Genomic DNA, 21,048 nt, shown 5'->3' with positions numbered 1-21,048 from the left:
CTATCTTGAACCTATAGGGCAAAATGGCATATAGATGGATTAACTGATGTAAGGCGATGAGGGAGATGAGAAGGTGGATACGCACATAGTACGAAGCAAAAAGTATGCTATCGCTGAGCAGGGAATGAAGTGTACTTTCTACCCAACAGGGGTGCAACTTCGTTTGTGTGAGAAGGCTGCGATTATGCTACGTTTCTTGCAAACACGTCAAGGTATAGTACCGCAGAAGAGTAACGAGCAAGTTAGTGGATTTGAACGTGTTGTCTATGATAACGTGTGGCCAGGGATTGACGTTGTGTTCATGGATAAGAAAAGGCAACTAAAATACGATCTAATCGTGCATCCAGATGCTTGTTTGGGGGATATTCGCTTGCGTTATGAGGGCGGGGACGAAGTAAAGTTGACTGAAGATGGCGATTTGTTGATCTATACTTCGTGTGGCGTTCTGTGTGAAAGGAAACCAGTTAGTTTCCAGTGGATAAACCAAGAAAAGAAAATGATTGAAACCGGATTTGAGCTCTATAATGATGGGACAATTGGTTTTACAATTCACGGTGACCATTATGACCCTAACTGCCTCCTGCTAATTGATCCTATCGTTTTCTACTCCACTTACTTGGGGGGAACGGGTGGAGATGAGGGAAATGGTATTACGGTCGATTCAGCGCGGAGTGCTTATATAACTGGGGACACATGTTCGCTTGACTTTCCCGTCACCTCGGGTGTATTTCAGACGATGAATGCTGGATTGGATGATGTATTTATAAGTAAGTTTAATAAATCAGGAAGTTCTCTTCTCTATTCTACCTACTTGGGAGGTCGTTTAATTGATGGTGGAACCGATATCGCAGTAGATACTCTTGGAAATACTTATGTGACGGGTATTACTCTCTCTACTGATTTTCCTGTAACCTCAGGCGCGTTCCAGACTATGCCGATAGCTGCACCTACGACAAGCGATGCTTTTGTTAGCAAATTAAATGCCACAGGAAGTTCGCTTGTGTATTCCACTTATTTGGGTGGATCAGGAAGAGAGCGTGGACTTGGGATTGTGATTGATGAAACGAATAATGCTTATGTGACAGGGGAAACGCTCTCCACCAACTTCCCAATAACCTCGAATGCTTTTCAAACGATTTTTGGAGGAGCGTCGGATGCTTTTGTCACAAAGCTAAATACCACAGGGACTTCACTTCTCTATTCCACTTATATCGGGGGAAATGGTGGGGATGCGGGTAGAGGAATCGTTCTTGACGAAAATAGTCAGGCTTTTATTACGGGAGTGACTCAATCAACCAATTTTCCGATTACAACAGCCGCATTTCAAACCATTTTTGGAGGAGGGTCAGATGCTTTTGTTACTAAGCTAAACGCGGTGGGTTCATCCCTTCAGTATTCCGCTTATTTAGGTGGTCTTGGTAGCGATGCTGCTTTCGCAATTAATATAGATGGGGGCGGAAATGCATATGTGACAGGACAGACACAGTCAACCAATTTTCCGATTACCAACAATGCATTTCAAACCGTAATCCCTGCAGTAGGTCTTAACTCAGTGTTTATAACCAAGGTTAATCCATCAGGGGATCATCTTATTTACTCTACTTACCTAGGAGGATTTGGGGTTGATCGAGCATTTGGATTAGGGGTTGACTCCTTTGGGTCAGCATGGGTGACAGGAGAAACCATGTCAACTAATTTTCCTGTTACATCAGATGCATTTCAGGACAGCTTATCTGGTAATAGTAATGCTTTTGTGACGCAGTTGAGCTATTCTGGACAAGGAATCTCTTTTTCATCGTATCTGGGAGGGAGCCTAGATGATAGAGGAAATGCTGTTGCGGTCGATAATGTGGAGAGTGCCTACTTTACTGGGCGTACTGGATCTACCAATTTTCCTGTTACAGTGAACGCTTTTCAGTCGCAAAATGCAGGTAATGATGATGTATTTGTGACGAAGGTAGGGTTACGGTCTGCGGTAGGAGCAACAGGTCCGACCGGAGCAACCGGAGCTACGGGAGCAACCGGTGCTACGGGAACGAGAGGGAATCGGGGAGCACGGGGGAGACGTGGGCCACGGGGGCCACGAGGGGTGCGGGGTGGGAGTGAGGGAGAGCTGGGACTGTAGCCATTTCCCGTTACGAGGGTAAAAGTAGATGCAGTGAGGATGATTACACAAAAAGGCGGTTCTCTTCTACTTAAGCAGAAGAGAACCGCCTTTTTGTTTGGATAACGGATATAGGACTCGTGAAATCCCTGCTTAGATATGGGCACATGGCGCTTCCATCATGTAGAAAGGGTGTTTTTCTGGTAGGTACATGAAGAAGTACGAGGATTGTGCGATAATGAGAGTATGTGATATTAACGAGCGTAAGTGGGGGTTGGGCATGCGTCTATTATACTTTACAGATACACACATTCGTGGAACATCACCGCGCAGTCGCATGGATGACTTTCCACAAACTTTGAAAGAGAAAGTGTTAGAGGTTGTGAAGATAGCTAATCGCGAAGAGGTAGATGTTATTTTACACGGTGGAGACTTTTTTGATCGCCCTGATGTCTCCCCTTCGGTTGTAGGGGAGTTTGCAGGGATTTTGCGTAAGTTTTCAGCTCCTATCTATACGATTGCAGGAAACCACGATATATATGGACATAATCCGGAAACGGCTCATCGCTCTATGATTGGATTACTTGACGCTTTTGGTACTGTAACTATGCTGAATCAAGGAGAGCGACGTGTGTTGACTGCAGGGGGAATAAAGGTACAGTTGTCTGGTCAACCCTTTCATTACGATTTGGATCGACGCGATGTTCGGCTCGATTATGTTGTGCAAAACGAGAGCGAAGCAGATTTTTGTATTCATATGGTGCATGGTATGGTGGTAGAACGTGCCTTGCCAGACGGAGTGCACCATACATTAGTGGACAAGTTATGGTCTGATGATGTGGATTTGTTATTGACGGGTCATTATCATGCTGGGTTTGCTGTGCAGGAGAAAGAGGGAAAGTATATTGTTAATCCAGGAGCGCTAGCGCGCATCAACAATCATCCTTCTGAGATGCGGCGTCGCCCTCAGGTAGCATTGATTACTTTGGGAGAGAAGATAGATATCCAATTATTCCCTCTCCGGTCTGCTCCAGAGGGAAAAGATGTGTTGGATCGCTCTTATATCGAAGAAGCGGCGTGGAGAGCAGAGAAGATGTCTTCCTTTGTGCAACAAGTGCAGGCAGCAGGGACGTTTCATTCACTAGACCCCGTAGAGATCATTAATGAGATTGCTTTGTTAGAAGGAATCGCAGACGAGGTCAAGTACGAAGCGATGAGAAGGATTGCTGTCATTCAAGAGCGTATTGGTGAGGGGAGAGCATAAATGATCAGCTTTCGACGTTTAAAGATAGAAAACTTTCAATCGCACGTACAGACAGAGATTCACTTTGAGGACGGTTTACAAGTGTTTGTCGGTCCATCGGATAGTGGTAAAAGTGCGATTTTACGGGCTTTGCGTTGGGTGTTGTACAATCAGCCGCGGGGCAGTGATTTTATTCGGACGGGCTGTAGTCGGTGTCGGGTTTCGCTCACGTTAGTTAATGGGGTCACGATTATGCGAGAGAAGGGAACATCGATCAATCGGTATGTAATCATAAATGAGTCGGGGGAAGAGCAGGTGTATGAGGGATTCGGAAGTTCGGTTCCTCAAGAGGTATTGGATGCTCATCAGATGCTTCCACTTAAAGTGGACGGTGACTGGGAGATGGCATTACAGTTTGGAAGTCAATTAGAAGCCCCGTTTTTGCTCTCCGACTCAGGGAGTGTGAAAGCGAAGTCGATCAGTCGCATCAGTGGGGCACATGTACTTGATATGGCGCTACGTGATGCGGTGCGAGATCGACAGGCCCTCTTTGCTGAGAAACGTCAGCAAGAAAAGCAGGTGGAGGAACTTCGGCAAGAGTTAGTCCCGTATGAAAATTTACCTGAGCTTAAAGCGAACTTGGAGCGAGTGGAACACTTACAATCTGATATTGACCGAAAGAAACAGCAAGTGGATTCTTATCGAAAGTTGGCAGAGCGCCGGCGTGAGATACAAGCTCAGCTGGTTACGTGGAAAGGTGTGCTTCAGCAACTGGCGCAAGTAGATGAGATAGAACGAAAAGTATCAGCTAGTGACTCCCTCTTTTTACGCTTACAACAAGTGAAACGGCTGCATCGCGTGTGGCAAGAAAGAGAGTACACAGAGAAGCGGTGTAGGGATGTTCTAAAGCAAGTGCAGGCGTTACCTAAAGTAGAAGAGATGCTAGAAAGTGTCTCCTTGCAACTGAGAAAACAAGCAGGGCAGCACTCACTCAAACATAGATGGGTACGACTGCAAGAGCAATTGGATAGGAGTCGTTATTGGCTGAAAGAGACAAGAGGGACTGTGGAAGTAGAGAACTCTTTGGAGTCGGTACACGTAGCTCTTCAACGGTATCATCAATTGAAACAGATAACACCGCGGTGGCTACAAACGCAAGCGGAGCGACAAAAGTGGAAGCAAGTAGAAAGACAGACAGAGGTACTTCCACAACTATTACTGCAGGTAAGTGTGAGTGAAGAGAAGTTAGCAGTTCTACATCGTTTGCTTCAGTTAAGAGAACAAAAACGAGACTTACGAAAGCGCATCTGTGAAGGTGAGCAATTTCTTACGCAAAAAGAGGAAGAGATCGTTCGTCAGACAGAGGAGTATGCCAACCTATTGCGTCGATATGGACGTTGTCCAACATGTGGAACGGAGATGACCGAGGGGCACGATGTATTGCAACATTTGCGATAATGGATGGGAGTGATGGGGAATTGAATAATTTAGAGGATAAATTGAAACTGGTAAAAGGCTCGCTCGAGAAAGCCAAGGATCTGCGTTATAAAGCGGAAGCACGGTTAGAGCAGTTGGAAAAACAAGAAGAAGAGTTGTTGGCGGAGTTAAAGGTGTTGGAGGTAGAACCAGACAAGCTAGATGAAGAGATTGCCAAATTAGAGCAAGAGATTGAGCAAAAGTTAGAAGAAGCGAGTTCACTATTACCTAAGGAGCTGATCCAATAACGATGGATCGCAGAGAAAGAGAGGAGAGACTGCGCCAACAGTTAGCCGAGGCAAAGCAAGAATGGGTGCGTCGCGACGCCAAGCGAGAGACCTTAGCAGGGATGCTTGCTGACATAGAGCAGGAAATAAAGGAAAAGCAAGTTCAACTGGATTTATATGAATCGGTTCGTCTATTACTGCAGGAGTCATCTGACTATGCCCGCAAACAAGCTAAGGAACAGATCGAAACGTTAGTAACAAATGCATTACAATTTATCTTTGGTTCTGCTTTCCGTTTTGAGATCGAATTAACAGAACATAGCGGGAAGCCATGGGCAGAGTTTTATGTGGTGACAGAATGGGAGGGACAGGAAATCCGGAATAAGCCTCAAGATGCACGTGGGGGTGGGATTGTTGATATTACTTCACTTGCGCTTCGCATCGCTATGGTCGAAACCTTTGATCCGCGTCCACAGGGACCGATCATATTGGATGAACCAGGGAAGCATGTGAGTAGTGAGTATGTGATGAATATGCTCGAATTTTTACAGTCGACAGGGCGTATGTTTGATCGGCAAATGATCCTGGTTACACACAACCCGCATTTGACAGAAGCGGCTGACCAGGTATTCCATGTGCAGATCAAAGGGGGCAAAACCCAAATTATTCCTTCCTCAATTCTTGACAGCAACCATGAAAAAATAATAAAATCATAGTGTATCTCTGTTTTTTTGATGCACGAATGTAAGCTTGATTTGCGATAAAACGTACAGCGATGAAAAAATGAAAGTCTGGTAACTAGCCACAGACCGAATGACATCGGTCTTCTTTTATAGTTGGGAACAGAAGGGAGGCATAGGAGAGAAATGGAGGACCTTTTAGGAGTTCTTCTGCTCGTGATCGGTCTGATCGCAGGGGCTGCTATCGGCTACTGGATGCGTAAATTACTCGCAGAAGCACGGATTGGCAGTGCGGAACAAGAAGCCGCACAGATTGCGGAGAAGGCAAGGCATGAAGCGGGAGCACTAAAGAAAGAAAAGATACTTGAGGCACGTGATGAGGCTCATCATTTGCGCAGTGCAGCGGAAAATGAAATCCGTGAGCAGAGAAATGAACTCCTGCGTCTGGAACGGCGTCTGATGCAAAAAGAAGAGGGATTGGAGCAACGAACGGAATCTGTTGCCCAACAAGAGAAAGATTGGGCTCGCCGTACGAGTGAGCTCGCTGCATTGGAAGCACAAACAGCGCAACTTCATGAAGAACAAGAACAAGAATTAGAAAGGTTATCTGGTCTTTCTAATGAAGAAGCACGTACCTTGATTCTTTCACGAGTGGAGAGCGAATTGAAACAAGAGACAGCGCAGATGATTAAAGATATTGAGCAACAAGCGAAAGAGGAAGCCGACAAAAAAGCACGGAATATCCTGTCGTTGGCAATTCAACGCTGCGCAGCTGACCATGTGACAGAAACAACGGTGTCGGTGGTTAACCTGCCTAATGATGAAATGAAAGGTCGAATTATTGGTCGTGAGGGGCGTAACATTCGCACGCTGGAGACATTGACCGGGATTGACTTAATCATTGATGATACACCGGAAGCTGTGATCCTATCTGGATTTGATCCCGTTCGACGCGAAGTGGCGCGAGTTGCTCTAGAGAAGCTAGTGGCGGATGGACGCATTCATCCAGCTCGAATCGAAGAGATGGTGGAAAAATCACGGCGTGAAGTGGATGAACGGATTCGTGAGTATGGTGAGCAAGCCACGTTTGAAACGGGAGTGCATGGCTTACACCCTGACTTGATCAAGATCTTTGGTCGGCTTAAGTTTCGGACGAGCTACGGACAAAATGTATTGATGCATTCGATGGAAGTGGCTCATCTAGCAGGAATGCTGGCAGCTGAATTGGGTGAAGACGTGGTCTTGGCGAAACGAGCAGGTTTGCTTCATGATATCGGAAAAGCGATTGACCATGAGGTAGAAGGGTCACACGTTGAGATTGGAATTGAACTGGGTAAAAAGTATAACGAGCATCCAGTCGTGATCAACAGTATTGCTTCACATCATGGTGATGTTGAACCGACGAGTGTTATCTCTGTCTTAGTAGGTGCAGCTGATGCTTTATCAGCAGCGCGCCCGGGTGCGCGCCGTGAAACGCTGGAAGCCTACATTCGTCGACTGGAAAAGTTAGAGGAGATTTCTGAGTCTTTTTCAGGGGTGGAAAAGTCCTTTGCAATTCAAGCAGGACGAGAAGTGCGTATTATTGTCCGTCCGGAAGAGATTGATGATGATGAGGCGGTTCGACTGTCGCGTAACGTGAAGAAAGAAATTGAAAAACAGCTGGATTATCCAGGACATATTAAAGTAACGGTTGTACGAGAGACACGTGCGATCGAGTATGCAAAATAAGCGGCCGCTTGGTGCCGCTTATTTTTTAGCCTAGAGTGGAGGATATATGTGATGCGTGTATTAATGTTTGGAGATATTGTAGGTGATCCGGGGAGAAAGGCGCTTTTGCAGTACTTGCCGCTTTTAAAGCGATCATATCAACCGAACCTGATTTTGGCGAATGGGGAGAATGCTGCTCAGGGTAGAGGTATTACACGCCCCATCGTGCGCGAGCTACTACATGCTGGCGTCCATGGCATTACGATGGGGAATCATACGTGGGATCGTTATGAGATCTTTGATTTTATTGACACCGAACCGAAGATGGTTCGTCCAGCTAACTATCCTGAGGGAACCCCAGGTCAAGGGGTGATGAAAGTAAAAGCGGGGCAGAGTGAATTATATGTCATCAACCTAATGGGACGGACGTTTTTATCGCAATTGGATTGTCCCTTTCGTACAGTGGACAAGTTATTGGAGGGTTTGAACCCTGATATTCCTGTATGGGTAGATTTTCACGCTGAGACGACTTCTGAAAAAATGGCGATGGGATGGTATTTAGCTGGTCGGGTAGCGACTGTGGTAGGGACACATACACATGTGCAAACAGCAGATGAACGTATTTTGGCAGGTACCACTGCTTTTTTAACTGATGTCGGGATGACAGGCCCTTATGATAGTATTTTAGGAATGGATCGAGAGATTATTCAGAAGAAGTTCCTCACGCACTTACCCATTCGTATGGAAGTAGCGAGTGGAAGAGAGCAAGTTAATGCTGTCGTGGTGGATATGGAACGGACCGGACAACGTGCGACCCGAATTGCACGGATACGAATCGATGAAGACACACCTTTTATGGATAGATAAGAGGATGATTCGAGGAGAGTTGGAATTTTCCAACCTTTAACGGTGGATTGCAGGAATTATTATGGTACTAGCGAATATAGTTTACTAAGGCGGTTTTTGATCACTCGACAGTGACTTCATATTCGCTAGAAAGGCGGCGCACATTTAAATTTCATAGCTATAGGAAAAATAGCTGTCGCCATCCTATACTTCATCCATCGAGGAGGTACCGAACATGGAAGTATTAAAAGTTTCAGCAAAGTCTAGTCCGAATTCTGTTGCTGGTGCACTGGCGGGCGTGTTGCGCGAACGCGGGCAAGCGGAAATGCAAGCGATCGGAGCAGGTGCACTCAATCAAGCAGTGAAGGCAGTTGCGATCGCTCGAGGATTTGTAGCTCCAAGTGGGATCGACCTTATTTGTATCCCGGCATTTACGGATATTATCATCGATGGTGAAGAACGTACGGCCATTAAGTTGATTGTTGAGCCACGGTAAGGTAAGCATTTTTATGTATAGATCATTAGGGCACAGTGAGGCAGTTACTGCCAAGCGGGTGCCTTATATTTTTGTATAAAGGAGCACGAATGCGTGGTCTGGATTGATGGGCACTGCGATGTGCTAAGTAAAATGTGGCGAGCAGGAGAGAAGCTCTCCTTCTATGAGGAACGTGAAGAGCGGATGGATGTGATGCTGGACTCAGCTAGGATGGCTCCGCTTAAGCTACAGGTATTTGCTATCTATATACCTGAAGCGGTAAGTGCCAGTGCATTGTGGGAAGTTGCACTACAACAAGTCGATATTTTTTATGAACGGATTATAGGTGAGGGTAAAGAGGTGCGTGCGATCGCAACAGTCTCTGATTTGGATGGATTACAATCACCCCTATTGGGCGCCATCTTAGCCTTAGAAGGAGCAGATGCGCTACAAGGGGAATTATACCGCCTGCGTACATTATATCGTCTGGGAGTCCGACAGATGGGCTTGACCTGGAATTATGCAAATGAGGTGGCAGATGGAGCGTTGGAGGAGAGGGGTGGAGGGTTAACTGCTTTTGGTCGACAAGTCGTAGAAGAGATGGAGTCATTACAGATGATTCTTGATGTCTCACATCTGTCTGAAAAAGCTTTTTGGGATGTGCTAGAGGTTAGAAATGAGCTTCCTGTCATTGCTTCACACTCCAACTGTTATACTTTGTGTCCACACGTTCGTAATTTACGAGATACTCAGATCGAAGCGTTGATCAAGGTGAATGGTGTGATGGGACTTACATTTGTGCCCCCGTTTGTCGACGTGGAAAAAAGACCGCTCATGATAGATGATCTGCTTCGCCATGTGGATCATATTTGTCGTTTGGGTGGGGAGAATCACCTAGCATTTGGATCAGATTTTGATGGTTACCCAGAACTTATATATGGGTTGGAGCATGCGGGTAAGCTTGCAGTATTAGCGGAGGAGCTGCTGCGTCGATACCCTTCCTCACTAGTAGAAGGATGGATGTATAAAAATTGGGAGAATCTTTACCGTCGCACCTTATGACGGCGAAGCGCTCGCACATTTGTCATATTTATGCTATCATTTTATATAAGTGAAGGAATAAGAAAGTTAAGAATCTACAATATTAACAGGGAAGAAGGGACAGCGAATCATATTCGCCGTTACGTGTTGCCAGACCGTGATGTAAAATAGGATGATAAAGGGAATTACTAAGGAGATGAGTTCATGATCCAGCAGCTTTCGTGGAAAGTGGGCGGTCAGCAAGGTGAAGGAATTGATAGTACGGGAGAAATATTTTGCCTCGCTTTAAATCGCATGGGGTATTATTTGTATGGATATCGTCATTTTTCCTCACGTATTAAAGGAGGGCACTCCAATACTAAGATTCGTATCAGTACTCGCCCTATTCGAGCGATATCCGATGAGTTAGATATATTGGTGGCATTTGATCAGGAAACGATTGATGTAAATGCTGCCGAATTGAGAGCAGGCGGGGTGGTGCTCGCAGATGAAAAGTGGAACCCCAGCCTTCCAGAAGGAGTTACAGCTGAGCTGATTACGTTGCCGTTTGCGGAGATTGCAAAAGAGATCGGAATGGCTCAGATGAAAAATATGGTGGCTGTGGGAGCATCGAGCCGCTTACTCGGCCTTTCGATTGATGCGTTTAACGATGTGATTGAAGAGAAATTCTCCCGCAAAGGAAAAGAGATCGTGCAAAGTAATATGGATGCGATTGCACGCGGAGCGGATTATATAAGCAAATCACTGAATAATAAAAAACCGAAATATGAATTGGTTCCGGCAGATGGGAAGAAGCGCCTATATATGATAGGAAATGATGCGATTGCTTTAGGAGCGATAGCAGCGGGGGCGCGCTTGATGGCAGCGTATCCGATTACTCCGTCTTCTGAAATAATGGAGTATTTGATAAAGAAACTTCCGCAGTTTGGGGGGACGGTTGTACAGACCGAGGATGAGATTGCTGCGATTTCTATGGTGATCGGCTCTAATTACGGGGGTGTTCGCTCACTGACGGCATCGGCAGGTCCAGGGTTATCATTAATGACAGAAGCGATCGGTTTATCTGGGATGACGGAGACCCCAGCAGTTATTGTAAATACCCAGCGAGGTGGCCCCAGTACAGGTCTACCGACAAAACAAGAACAAAGCGATATCAATGCCATGATATACAGTACGCATGGGGAGATCCCTAAGATTGTGATTGCACCTAGTACAGTGGAAGAATGCTTCTATGATACGGTGGAAGCTTTTAATCTGGCGGATCAGTTTCAATGTCCAGTAATTATTCTTTCAGACCTTGCGCTTTCGCTGGGTAAACAAACGGTAGAGCCTCTTGACTATAAGCGGATTCAAATCGATCGCGGTAAAATGATTAGCGATGAGAGTCAATTGACAGAACTACCGACTGCGGAGCTGTTTCCACGCTATCAAAATACAGAAGATGGGATTAGTCCTCGTGTCATTCCAGGTACAAAAAAAGGCTTGTTTCATGTGACCGGTGTGGAACACGATAAAGTTGGGCGTCCATCGGAAAGTCCGCTCAATCGGGCGGAAATGATGGAAAAGCGGTTACGTAAGTTACAACACGGAATTCCGTTTACACAACCGGTTATGGTGGACGCAGATCATGATGATGCTGATCTCCTCATCGTCGGTATCTGTTCGACACGGGGAACGATTCAAGAAGCAAAGGAACGGTTAGAGCAGGATGATATGGCAATCAATCATATTCACATCCGTCAACTTCTTCCTTTTCCAACCGCTGAAGTGAAAAGGCAGTTGGAGCGAGCGAAGAAAGTATTAGTTGTCGAAAACAATGCTACGGGACAATTGCGTGCACTTATTGCACAACATTGCGGTTATCATGATAAATTGATTCACTTTGGTAAGTATGACGGCAATCCCTTCCTGCCAGCTGAAATTTATACCCAATGCAAGGAGCTGATGGTTCATGGCCACGTTTAAGGATTTTCGTAATAAAGTAAAGCCGAATTGGTGTCCAGGCTGTGGCGACTTCTCGGTGTTAGCGGCCCTCCAGCGTGCTCTCGCTAGCGTAGGAACGGAACCAGAGGAAGTGGCACTTGTTTCTGGAATTGGCTGTTCGGGTCGTATCTCCGGCTACACACATTCTTACGGATTTCATGGTATTCATGGTCGCTCACTCCCGATAGCACAAGGGTTAAAGTTAGCTAACCGCGACCTTACCGTTATTGCTGCTGGCGGGGATGGAGATGGGTTTGCTATTGGACTTAACCATACGATGCATGCGATTCGCCGCAACATCAACATCACGTATATTGTTATGGATAACCAAGTATACGGATTGACGAAAGGACAAACCTCGCCACGTAGTGCGGTCGGGTTTAAGACGAAGAGTTCACCTCAAGGGACGATCGAATCAGCACTTAATCCAATGGAGATGGCGCTGTCCGCGGGAGCAACGTTTTTAGCGCAAGGATTTTCTAGTGATTTGAAACAGATGACCCGTATTATTGAAGAGGGGATTCGCCATGAGGGCTTTTCCCTTATTAATGTGTTTAGTCCTTGTGTAACTTATAATAAAGTAAATACGTATGAATGGTTTAAAACAAACCTATCTAATTTAGATGAAGAAGAGGCTTATGATGCTAGTAATCGTTTACATGCAATGCAAAAGTTGATGGAGCATGAGGGCTGGTTGACCGGGATCATTTATCAAAATAAAGAACAACCACCATATGAACAATTGGTGCGAGGATTTGCAGAGAAACCGTTAGCGCATCTTGATGTCCGCTTGGAAAAAGAGAAGTTTGAGGAACTAATGATGGAGTTTGCCTAAAAGTTCGGTATAAAATATAGCAAACGACCACCTTTCGCGAAAGGTGGTCGTTTGCTATGTGTAGGTTATGAAATATTGTCCTCCTATGAAGGACAGGAGTGTTTCAAGAGAGAGAGGAACACTTCCTGCTCGATTATGTCTCAATATGGAAACGTTTACACCAATATAAAATATGAAAAATGAAAAGGATTAATTTTGCTGATAAACGTGCAAGCATGGTATAATCCAGAGGAACAATAAGAGACAGACATGCTTTTTGGGAGGTCAATGTACGCCATGGATGGACAAATGAAAGCGCTTATGAAGCATCATGCGGGCAGAGGGGCGAAGTTAGTAAACGTACCGATTCCAGGGATTGGGCCTCATGATGTTCTTATTCGGGTTAAAGCAACAAGTATTTGCGGCACTGATGTTCATATATATCAATGGGACGATTGGGCAAAGAGTCGAGTAAAGCCCCCTTATGTGTTTGGGCATGAGTTTTCTGGTGAAGTGGTTGAAGTAGGAAGCGGTGTTTCGCGTGTGAAAGTGGGAGATCATGTATCGTGTGAAACTCACATCGTGTGTGGTAAATGCCCTGCTTGTCGTAAGGGAGAAGCCCATGTTTGCTATAATACAGAAATTATCGGGGTAGATCGGGCAGGCTGTTTTGCTGAGTATGTTGCCATGCCAGAGGATAATTTGTGGATTAATAGCAAAGAAGTACCTCATGAATATGCCTCTATTATGGAGCCGATGGGCAATGCAGTGCACACGGCATTATCAGGTCCAATAGTGGGAAAAGATGTAGCTGTAATCGGATGTGGCCCTATTGGATTGATCGCTGTTTCGGTAGCACAAGCGGCGGGCGCTAGGCGTGTGTTTGCTCTCGATATTAATCCATATCGCCTTGAACTGGCACAATCGATAGGGGCGAGTAGTACGATTCATTCCGGGGAAGTAGATGCTGTAGCAGAGATTCGCAGTCATACATCTGGCTATGGAGTGGACGTAGTATTAGAAATGTCAGGCCATCCACATGCAATTCAGCAAGGGTTTTCTATGGTGGCACCTGGTGGTCGTGTCTCTATGCTTGGCTTACCTACCCGTTCGGTTGAATTGGATATTGCTAATGATGTGGTGTTTAAGGGAATTACCGTGCATGGTATTGTGGGTCGGCGTATGTATGAAACTTGGGAACAGACAGCGGGATTGCTGGAGTCGGGAAAAGTAGAAGTAGAAAAGATTATTACTCATCGTTTTTCGTTAGAGGAGTTTGAGAAGGGCTTTGATCTGATGATGCGGGGAGAGTCCGGGAAAGTCGTCTTGTTTCCATGAGTTAAGATACGTGGGTATACTTTCTAAGATAGCAATCTAGTTATAAGAAGGAGGAGAATGAGAATGAAACGTGATCTTGCAGCAGATTTTTCTTACCTGGCGAAAGAGATTGAGGAGTGGAAACTAGAAGGGATTTTTCGTCCACTGACGGAACTGGAGTCGGAACAAGGAGCGAAGGTGACGATTAAAGGTAAGGAAGTAATTCAGTTATCATCTAATAACTATCTCGGACTTACCACACACCCACGCTTACAAAAAGCGGCGATAGCTGCTGTAGAGCAATACGGTGCAGGAACAGGTTCAGTCCGCACCATTGCGGGTACTTTTTCAATGCATGAACGCTTTGAAGAGAAGTTGGCACAATTTAAACATACCGAAGCTGCACTTGTCTTCCAGTCTGGTTTTACCGCTAATGTAGGGGTGTTAGCTACGATCCTTACTAAGGAGGATGTTGTAATCAGCGATGAATTAAACCATGCCAGCATTATTGATGGCATTCGTCTTACGAAAGCGGGTCGTCGTATCTACAAACATGCGGATATGGAGGATTTAGAAAAAGCTCTGCAAGAATCTCAATCCGCACGAAAGCGCTTAGTTGTAACCGATGGCGTGTTTAGTATGGATGGGGATATCGCTCCGCTCGAACAGATTGTGGAATTAGCTGAAAAGTATGATGCGATCGTCATGGTGGACGATGCTCACGCAAGTGGTGTTCTTGGTAAAAATGGGCGTGGTACCGTTGATCACTTTAATCTGCACGGCCGGGTACATATTCAAGTAGGTACCCTTTCCAAAGCGGTAGGTGTGTTAGGCGGATATGTTGCTTGTCCTCAAGTAATGAGGGATTATATGGTGCAACGGGCACGTCCGTTTCTCTTCAGTACCTCCCATCCGCCAGCCGTTACAGCGGCTTGCCATGCAGCGATTGAAGTATTGGAAGAGGAACCAGAGCTGGTCGATAAATTGTGGTCAAATACACGCTTTTTTAAGCAAGGTTTAGAAAAGCTTGGCTTTAACACAGGTAAGAGCGATACCCCGATCACACCGGTGATTGTCGGTGAAGGCTCACTCGCTTCCCGTTTTTCGGATGAATTATTTAGCGCGGGTGTATATGCACAAGCCATTGTTTTCCCTACGGTAGCTAAAGACGCCGCTCGTGTTCGTACCATTGTGACGGCCCAACATACCGAAGCAGAGCTGGAAGAGGCGCTCGCTATATTTTCTGAGGTAGGAAAGAGATTGGGGATTATCTAGCTTAAAAAATAGAGGCTTGCTAATGGCAGGCCTCTATTTTTTCAATGAAAATACATGAACATGGTTCTATTTCTCATATAGTAAAATTCATGCATATTTGAAATTAATTAAAAAAAGATTTAATTACATTTAATCTAGCTATTGAAACAACGAATTATTAGTATATAATTAGATTTGACGGAAAGTTCTACTAAGGAGGACTGATGAATGGACGGATTACATACAAAAGAGATGGGTGAAATTTTACGTCGCATTCGAAAGGAAAAAGGCCTTCGCTTAGAGGATATTGCAGACCAAAACATCTCCCCGGCTACTGTAAGCAATATTGAGCGTGGAGTTCCACACGTATTGCCTGGGAAGGTTCAGTACCTTTTAGAACGTCTGGGTACGAATGAATCGGAGATTATCAGACTTCGATCTGGTATTAGAGAAAAACTAAACAAGATAGAACTCGATATGTTAGCGATCGAATCTTTTTGTGATATTGGTGAGATAGATGAAGCGATGTACAAATTAAATAAATACGAAAATTTAGATAATGAACACCCGTTAGCCGGAGTGGCTGTTTATCTTAAGGGGAAGTGCTTGATAGCGAAGGGTGCGTGGAAATCGGCGAGAAGAGCACTAAATACCTCTATAAAACTATCTGCAAAATATCCGGCTGAAAATATCGAATCATGTTCGTATTGTTTATTGGGTGTGATTGCTTATTTTACGAATGAATTAGAAGAAGCCATAAGTGTTACTGATAAAGGGATAAAAGCTTTTGTTAATGAGGGAAAGAGGAGCCAAGTTCTTGATGTCTTAATCGTTAATAAAATTACATTTCTTGATAAGCTTAACCGGTTAGGTGAAGCAATGGCTTTAACTGAAGAGATATGGTGTAAGAAGGAAGAGATAAAGAAGCCAGATACTTTACTTCATTTATACCAATTGAAAGTTAACATATTAAGAAAAATGGATCATCACAGTCTTGCTATCGAGATAGGAATGGAAGGACTGAACAGGGCTGGGATGACAACGGAGTACCGTCGTATTTTAGAATTATGGGATGCTATAGGGGCAGTATATCTTAAGATGAATGAGCTTGATAATGCCGAGGTTGCGTTAGAATTTGCTATGAAAATCGAAAAGAGAGTTAGAAAGAGAAACTATATTTATATATCTACACTTACTAAGTACGGGATTATGAAAATGAGGAAAGGTGAAGTAAAAAAAAGTGAACAGATTCTCAGTGAAGCGATATCACTAGGTGAAAAGTTACAGGCAGAAGTTTTCTTGCTGGATGCACTTATATATATGGGGGACATAAAAATCTTATTAGATAAGCATACTGAAGCTATTAATTACTTCAAAAGAGCATTGCAACTGTCGAAAAATCAGAAAATAAAGCATAAGCAAGAATATGTTTTAAGTAGAATGATGCATTTTCCAGATCATTTAAATAGTTTGGAGCATCAAGAGTATTTATCGGATTTACATGAGTTACAACAAATAAATATAAATGTTTATTGAAGATCAAAATTTTACATAAATAAGGAGGACTAATGATGAAAGGTTTACACACGAAAGAATTAGGAGAGTTGCTTCGCAGAATTAGAAAAGAAAAAAGTCTTCGCCTAGAAGATATAGCTGATCAAAATATCTCCCCGGCAACAATTAGCAATATCGAACGAGGAGTTCCACATGTCCTCTCGGGTAAAATAGAGTATCTTATGGAGAAATTAGGTACAGATGAAGATGAGGTGAAGAGACTCAAAGCGGGTGTAGCGGAAGAGCTGAAACAGCTTGAACTAGATTTACTTGCGATCGAATCATTTTGCGATGTGGGGGAGATAGAAGAAGCTATTGAAAAATTAAATAAATATGATAGTATGAGCACAGAGCATCCTTTTGCAGCTATTGTATATTTCTTGAGAGGGAAATGTTATGTAAGCAAAGGTGAATGGGAAAAAGCTAAAAGAGAAATATCGAGTGCTATTAGACTATCAGGGAATTGCCACACTGAAAATATAGAGGCGTCATCGTATTGTCTTCTTGGAATTATTTCCTTTTTTACGAATGAATTAAACCAGGCAATTCAATTTACAGATAAAGGTATACAGACTTTTGTACCAGAAGGAAAGAGAAGCCAACTCTTGGATGTCCTAATTATTAATAAGATTTCTTATCTTGAAAATCTAAATCGTGTTGGAGAAGCATTTACATTGGTGAGCGAGATTTGGGAGAGAAAAGAAGAGATAAGAAAGCCTGAGCTTCTTTTGCATTTATACCAACAAAGGGTTACTCTTCTAAGAAAGACAGATCATTATGAGGAAGCTATCGAGATAGGAACGGAGGGACTTGAACGTGCTAGAATGACCAGTGAATATATCCGGATTTTAGATTTGTGGGATGCAATGGGATCTGTATATTTGCGGATGGATGATTTAGAGAATGCAGAGGTTTGTTTAGACTTTGCTGTAAAACTAAAAAAGAAAATCAATACTAGACATCACCTATACATTGCAACATTAACTAGGTGTGGGATTTTGTATATGAGAAAGGGGGAACTTGAAAGGGCCCATTTATTCTTAGAGGACGCTATTGTACAGGGACGAGAATTAAAGGCGGATGTGTATTTGATAGATGCTCTTACGATAATGGGAGATTTAAAAGTTAGGTTAGGGAACAATAATGAAGCTATCTTGTATTATCAGGAAGCTATACAGATAGCGGAGAAGTGCGGTCTTAAGAAAAAAAAGCATGCTATTCTATATAGGCTAGCTAATTCTTATCAACATGTGGATCAGAAGGTATTTCAACACCTACTATCGAATATGTTTGAGGTATACAGAGAAATGAGAGAGGATGGATTAATCCGTGACATCATTTAAGGTATTTATCACAGTTGTTTGTATCTCAATTGGAGTATTATCAGCAACGGCAACGATTGATATTTCCACTACTCATGCAGTTGAAATGAAGGTTGATCAAAGAGAACTAGATCCAAGCTTTCCTTAAGGGATTGTGATATAAAAACCCGAACCATCCGGTTCGGGTTTTTTACATTGCCCACCCCTCTTAGATTCGTTATAATATAAGGATGAATTACGTTAGTTACTTCTATCCTTCAGTGTAAAATGTATATGACAAACTCATCGAGTAGAGGGGTTGAGCATAGATGAGTCAGAATATCAAAGATGTGGAGCATTATTTTATACAGCCTGATTTGAAGGCGGCGAAAAGACGAGGAAAAGAAAAAGTTCAAGTGTTAGACTTTGAACAAATTCCAGAAGATATGCGCGGTGTTGGTGCCGGTAAAAAATATATGATTAGAACGTATGGCTGTCAAATGAATGTGCATGATAGCGAAACGATTGCGGGTATGTTGGAACAGATGGGATATGAAGAGACAGAAGAAGAGCGTCAGGCGGATGTCATTCTCTTTAATACATGTGCGATTCGTGAAAATGCTGAGGACAAAGTGTTTGGCGGAATTGGACGTATGAAGAATTTGAAATTGGAAAACCCTGACCTGATATTAGGGGTATGCGGGTGCATGTCGCAAGAAGAAGCGGTGGTTAATCGTATCTTGCAGAAGCATCAGCATGTAGATCTTATCTTCGGTACGCACAACATTCATCGTGTCCCTCATTTACTTCGCAATGCATTACTCAGTAAAGAGATGGTTATCGAGGTGTGGTCCAAGGAAGGCGACATTGTAGAAAATATTCCCAAGGTAAGGCAGGACGGACTAAAAGCTTGGGTTAATATTATGTATGGGTGCGATAAGTTTTGTACGTACTGTATTGTTCCTTACACGAGAGGAAAGGAACGAAGTCGGCGCCCACAGGATGTATTAGATGAAGTGCGTCATTTGGCACGCCTCGGTTATCAAGAAGTGACGTTGCTAGGCCAAAATGTAAATGCGTATGGAAAAGACTTCTCCGATATTTCGTATACCTTTGGCGATTTAATGGATGAAGTACGGCAGATTGGTATTCCACGTGTGCGCTTTACGACGAGTCATCCACGTGATTTCGATAATCACTTGATTGATGTATTGGCAAAGGGCGGAAATCTGGTAGAGCATATCCACTTGCCAGCACAATCAGGGAATACTCAAATTTTGAAGATGATGGCGCGCAAGTATACACGCGAGAAATATTTGGATTTGGTAGAGCGTATGAAAGCGGCTATTCCTAATGTGGTGCTGACAACCGATATTATTGTGGGCTTCCCTGGGGAGACAGATGAGCAGTTTGAAGATACGCTTTCATTAATGAGGGAAGTGGAATATGATTCTGCCTTTACCTTCATTTATTCCCCCCGCGAGGGAACGCCAGCAGCCAAGATGAAAGATGATATTCCGATGGAAGTGAAAAAAGAGCGTCTGCAACGTTTAAATCGCTTGCAAGAGGAGATTAGTCTGCGGAAGAATCAAGCACTACAAGGTCACGTGGTTGAAGTGTTAGTGGAAGGTGAAAGTAAGAAAAATGAGGAAGTGCTTTCGGGACGCACTCGTAGCAACAAGCTGGTTAACTTTGTGGCTCCCAAATCTTTGATTGGGAAAATGACGTATGTGAAGATTACCACTCCTAAAACCTGGTCACTCGATGGCGAATGGGTGGGAGAGGTGGAAGCTCTACATGGCTAAGATGAGACAAGATGTTCTGAGTTTAGCTCGTCATTTTGGTGAAGAGCTGACCCAAGTAGATGAAGTGGCTTCTTTTCGTAGTGCAGAAGCACAGATCGATCGTAGTGAACGTGTACAACAACTCATCGAAATGATTAAGAAAAAGCAAAAAGAATTGGTGCATGCGAAGCATTATCAGAAAGAGGCGCACATTGGGCAGGTGGAAGTAGAGTTAGACGAGTTAAATCAACAGCTGGACACCCTCCCTATAGTACGAGAGTATCAACAATCGCAAATGATGGTAAATGATTTGTTGCAAATGATTCAACAAACATTGGCGGTTGCCGTCACCGACCAAATCGAGGTAGAAACAGGGAATGTAGCCCCTTCGGGATGTGGAAATGGCGGCCCATGTGCTTGTTCATAAAAATTTTTTTAAAGAACCCACGGAAAATCCGTGGGTTTTTTGCACCCTGGACATATGCCCCGCATACATATGATATTGAACGATTGCTTCGAGGAGGGAATTTAATGTCAGCTAGAAATAATGGGATGCAATATCGTCATATTGTCACTAAAGCTGTTTGCGGTAAAGGACGCAAGTTTTCGAATGCAACACATACCATTCATCCCCCAGAAGGTATTTCCAGCGTTTTGGGGGCGTGGATCATTAATCATTCTTATGATGCCATGAAGCGAGACGACACAGTAGAAGTTACGGGAAGTTATGATGTAAACGTATGGTATTCGTATGAGAAAAATACGAAGACCGATGTCATGAAGGAAACGGTACATTATGTTGAACAAATTCCGCTATCTGATTATGACCGTAGTATGAGAGACAGTCATGTGGAGGTGAGTGCTCTCGCAGTGCAAGCCCCCAACTGTGTTGAGGCAACCATATCGGGATCTGGGAACAGTATTCTTGTTCGAGTAGAACGTGAATTCTCCGTCGAGATGTTGGGAGACAGAAGAGTGTGTATTGCAGTTTATCCATCGGCGTATGATGATCTGGATGATAAAGGATTTGATCTTAACCAAGGTTCAGGACAAGAGTTTGAAGAGCTAGATCCTGATGATCTGGTCATTGACGATCTAGACAATTAGGGTTTAGTTTCAGGGGCTTAGGGGGAGGCGCTGGCCTCCTTTTTCTTTTTATCAGAGTTTTCACTAACACTTTTATCATTTCCCACATATCTTAGCAACAGGTTGACTGGGAATCCTTTTGGTTTAGAAAGGGGA

19 protein-coding genes are annotated in these 21,048 nt (G+C 43.9%); all 19 read left to right on the top strand.

From position 1 onward, the window contains the following. Nucleotides 1–73 precede the first annotated feature (73 nt). The 19 genes from NXZ84_RS06530 to cotE all read left to right on the top strand — a co-directional run bounded on the left by NXZ84_RS06530 (nt 74) and on the right by cotE (nt 20,913). A complete protein-coding gene (locus tag NXZ84_RS06530) occupies nt 74–2,125 on the top strand; it encodes an SBBP repeat-containing protein (RefSeq protein WP_258839463.1) in 2,052 nt (683 codons plus the stop codon). 190 nt (nt 2,126–2,315) lie between these two features. Then, nucleotides 2,316–3,368: a metallophosphoesterase family protein gene (locus NXZ84_RS06525; RefSeq protein WP_258839462.1), complete on the top strand. Its 1,053-nt coding sequence runs from the start codon at nt 2,316–2,318 to the stop codon at nt 3,366–3,368. Next, nucleotides 3,369–4,805, top strand: coding sequence for an AAA family ATPase (locus NXZ84_RS06520; protein WP_258839461.1), 1,437 nt, complete (start codon nt 3,369–3,371; stop codon nt 4,803–4,805). A 20-nt stretch (nt 4,806–4,825) separates the two neighbouring features. Continuing rightward, the gene (locus NXZ84_RS06515; RefSeq protein ID WP_258839460.1) at nt 4,826–5,071 is read left to right on the top strand and encodes a hypothetical protein; all 246 of its coding nucleotides are present in this window, start codon (nt 4,826–4,828) and stop codon (nt 5,069–5,071) included. A 2-nt stretch (nt 5,072–5,073) separates the two neighbouring features. Beyond that, entirely contained in the window at nt 5,074–5,766 is a 693-nt protein-coding gene (locus NXZ84_RS06510) for an ATP-binding protein (RefSeq protein ID WP_258839459.1), read from the top strand. 150 nt (nt 5,767–5,916) lie between these two features. Further along, a complete protein-coding gene (gene rny / locus NXZ84_RS06505) occupies nt 5,917–7,458 on the top strand; it encodes a ribonuclease Y (protein WP_258839458.1) in 1,542 nt (513 codons plus the stop codon). 51 nt (nt 7,459–7,509) lie between these two features. Then, entirely contained in the window at nt 7,510–8,304 is a 795-nt protein-coding gene (locus tag NXZ84_RS06500; RefSeq protein WP_258839457.1) for a TIGR00282 family metallophosphoesterase, read from the top strand. A gap of 214 nt (nt 8,305–8,518) precedes the next feature. Beyond that, complete coding sequence (gene spoVS, locus NXZ84_RS06495; RefSeq protein ID WP_258839456.1) at nt 8,519–8,779, top strand: stage V sporulation protein SpoVS; 261 nt, start codon at nt 8,519–8,521, stop codon at nt 8,777–8,779. A gap of 93 nt (nt 8,780–8,872) precedes the next feature. Next, nucleotides 8,873–9,820, top strand: coding sequence for a dipeptidase (locus NXZ84_RS06490; protein ID WP_258839455.1), 948 nt, complete (start codon nt 8,873–8,875; stop codon nt 9,818–9,820). Between the two features lie 183 nt (nt 9,821–10,003). Continuing rightward, a complete protein-coding gene (locus tag NXZ84_RS06485) occupies nt 10,004–11,764 on the top strand; it encodes a 2-oxoacid:acceptor oxidoreductase subunit alpha (protein WP_258839454.1) in 1,761 nt (586 codons plus the stop codon). Then, nucleotides 11,751–12,617, top strand: a complete 867-nt coding sequence (locus tag NXZ84_RS06480) for a 2-oxoacid:ferredoxin oxidoreductase subunit beta (RefSeq protein WP_258839453.1) — start codon at nt 11,751–11,753, stop codon at nt 12,615–12,617. The genes NXZ84_RS06485 and NXZ84_RS06480 overlap by 14 nt, the downstream gene beginning before the upstream one ends. 276 nt (nt 12,618–12,893) lie before the next feature. Then, the gene (gene tdh, locus NXZ84_RS06475) at nt 12,894–13,934 is read left to right on the top strand and encodes an L-threonine 3-dehydrogenase (protein WP_258840353.1); all 1,041 of its coding nucleotides are present in this window, start codon (nt 12,894–12,896) and stop codon (nt 13,932–13,934) included. Nucleotides 13,935–13,997: 63 nt separating this feature from the next. After that, nucleotides 13,998–15,188: a glycine C-acetyltransferase gene (locus NXZ84_RS06470; protein ID WP_396654011.1), complete on the top strand. Its 1,191-nt coding sequence runs from the start codon at nt 13,998–14,000 to the stop codon at nt 15,186–15,188. 207 nt (nt 15,189–15,395) lie between these two features. After that, complete coding sequence (locus NXZ84_RS06465; protein WP_258839451.1) at nt 15,396–16,703, top strand: helix-turn-helix transcriptional regulator; 1,308 nt, start codon at nt 15,396–15,398, stop codon at nt 16,701–16,703. A gap of 35 nt (nt 16,704–16,738) precedes the next feature. Further along, nucleotides 16,739–18,064: a tetratricopeptide repeat protein gene (locus NXZ84_RS06460; RefSeq protein ID WP_258839450.1), complete on the top strand. Its 1,326-nt coding sequence runs from the start codon at nt 16,739–16,741 to the stop codon at nt 18,062–18,064. Then, complete coding sequence (locus tag NXZ84_RS06455) at nt 18,051–18,191, top strand: hypothetical protein (protein ID WP_258839449.1); 141 nt, start codon at nt 18,051–18,053, stop codon at nt 18,189–18,191. The genes NXZ84_RS06460 and NXZ84_RS06455 overlap by 14 nt, the downstream gene beginning before the upstream one ends. Nucleotides 18,192–18,351: 160 nt before the next feature. Further along, the gene (gene miaB / locus NXZ84_RS06450) at nt 18,352–19,827 is read left to right on the top strand and encodes a tRNA (N6-isopentenyl adenosine(37)-C2)-methylthiotransferase MiaB (RefSeq protein WP_258839448.1); all 1,476 of its coding nucleotides are present in this window, start codon (nt 18,352–18,354) and stop codon (nt 19,825–19,827) included. Then, nucleotides 19,820–20,233 carry a YlbF/YmcA family competence regulator gene (locus NXZ84_RS06445; protein ID WP_258839447.1) on the top strand — a complete coding sequence of 138 codons (414 nt, stop codon included), beginning with the start codon at nt 19,820–19,822 and terminating at the stop codon, nt 20,231–20,233. The genes miaB and NXZ84_RS06445 overlap by 8 nt, the downstream gene beginning before the upstream one ends. A 104-nt stretch (nt 20,234–20,337) precedes the next feature. Next, nucleotides 20,338–20,913: an outer spore coat protein CotE gene (gene cotE, locus NXZ84_RS06440; protein WP_258839446.1), complete on the top strand. Its 576-nt coding sequence runs from the start codon at nt 20,338–20,340 to the stop codon at nt 20,911–20,913. The last annotated feature ends 135 nt before the right edge of the window (nt 20,914–21,048 follow it).

The organism is Mechercharimyces sp. CAU 1602, from assembly GCF_024753565.1.
Taxonomy (GTDB): domain Bacteria; phylum Bacillota; class Bacilli; order Thermoactinomycetales; family JANTPT01; genus Mechercharimyces.
The sequence above is the reverse complement of the archived record's forward strand: the minus strand, read 5'-3'. Positions and strand labels throughout refer to the sequence as shown.

Bases quoted from the DNA above. Each gene is read 5' to 3' on its own strand.
- NXZ84_RS06510 (WP_258839459.1), top strand. From the start codon at position 5,074: ATGGATCGCAGAGAAAGAGAGGAGAGACTGCGCCAACAGTTAGCCGAG.
- NXZ84_RS06465 (WP_258839451.1), top strand. From the start codon at position 15,396: ATGGACGGATTACATACAAAAGAGATGGGTGAAATTTTACGTCGCATT.
- NXZ84_RS06500 (WP_258839457.1), top strand. From the start codon at position 7,510: ATGCGTGTATTAATGTTTGGAGATATTGTAGGTGATCCGGGGAGAAAG.
- NXZ84_RS06470 (WP_396654011.1), top strand. From the start codon at position 13,998: ATGAAACGTGATCTTGCAGCAGATTTTTCTTACCTGGCGAAAGAGATT.
- NXZ84_RS06445 (WP_258839447.1), top strand. From the start codon at position 19,820: ATGGCTAAGATGAGACAAGATGTTCTGAGTTTAGCTCGTCATTTTGGT.
- rny (WP_258839458.1), top strand. From the start codon at position 5,917: ATGGAGGACCTTTTAGGAGTTCTTCTGCTCGTGATCGGTCTGATCGCA.
- NXZ84_RS06485 (WP_258839454.1), top strand. From the start codon at position 10,004: ATGATCCAGCAGCTTTCGTGGAAAGTGGGCGGTCAGCAAGGTGAAGGA.
- cotE (WP_258839446.1), top strand. From the start codon at position 20,338: ATGTCAGCTAGAAATAATGGGATGCAATATCGTCATATTGTCACTAAA.
- miaB (WP_258839448.1), top strand. From the start codon at position 18,352: ATGAGTCAGAATATCAAAGATGTGGAGCATTATTTTATACAGCCTGAT.
- NXZ84_RS06480 (WP_258839453.1), top strand. From the start codon at position 11,751: ATGGCCACGTTTAAGGATTTTCGTAATAAAGTAAAGCCGAATTGGTGT.
- spoVS (WP_258839456.1), top strand. From the start codon at position 8,519: ATGGAAGTATTAAAAGTTTCAGCAAAGTCTAGTCCGAATTCTGTTGCT.
- tdh (WP_258840353.1), top strand. From the start codon at position 12,894: ATGGATGGACAAATGAAAGCGCTTATGAAGCATCATGCGGGCAGAGGG.
- NXZ84_RS06460 (WP_258839450.1), top strand. From the start codon at position 16,739: ATGAAAGGTTTACACACGAAAGAATTAGGAGAGTTGCTTCGCAGAATT.
- NXZ84_RS06525 (WP_258839462.1), top strand. From the start codon at position 2,316: ATGAAGAAGTACGAGGATTGTGCGATAATGAGAGTATGTGATATTAAC.
- NXZ84_RS06520 (WP_258839461.1), top strand. From the start codon at position 3,369: ATGATCAGCTTTCGACGTTTAAAGATAGAAAACTTTCAATCGCACGTA.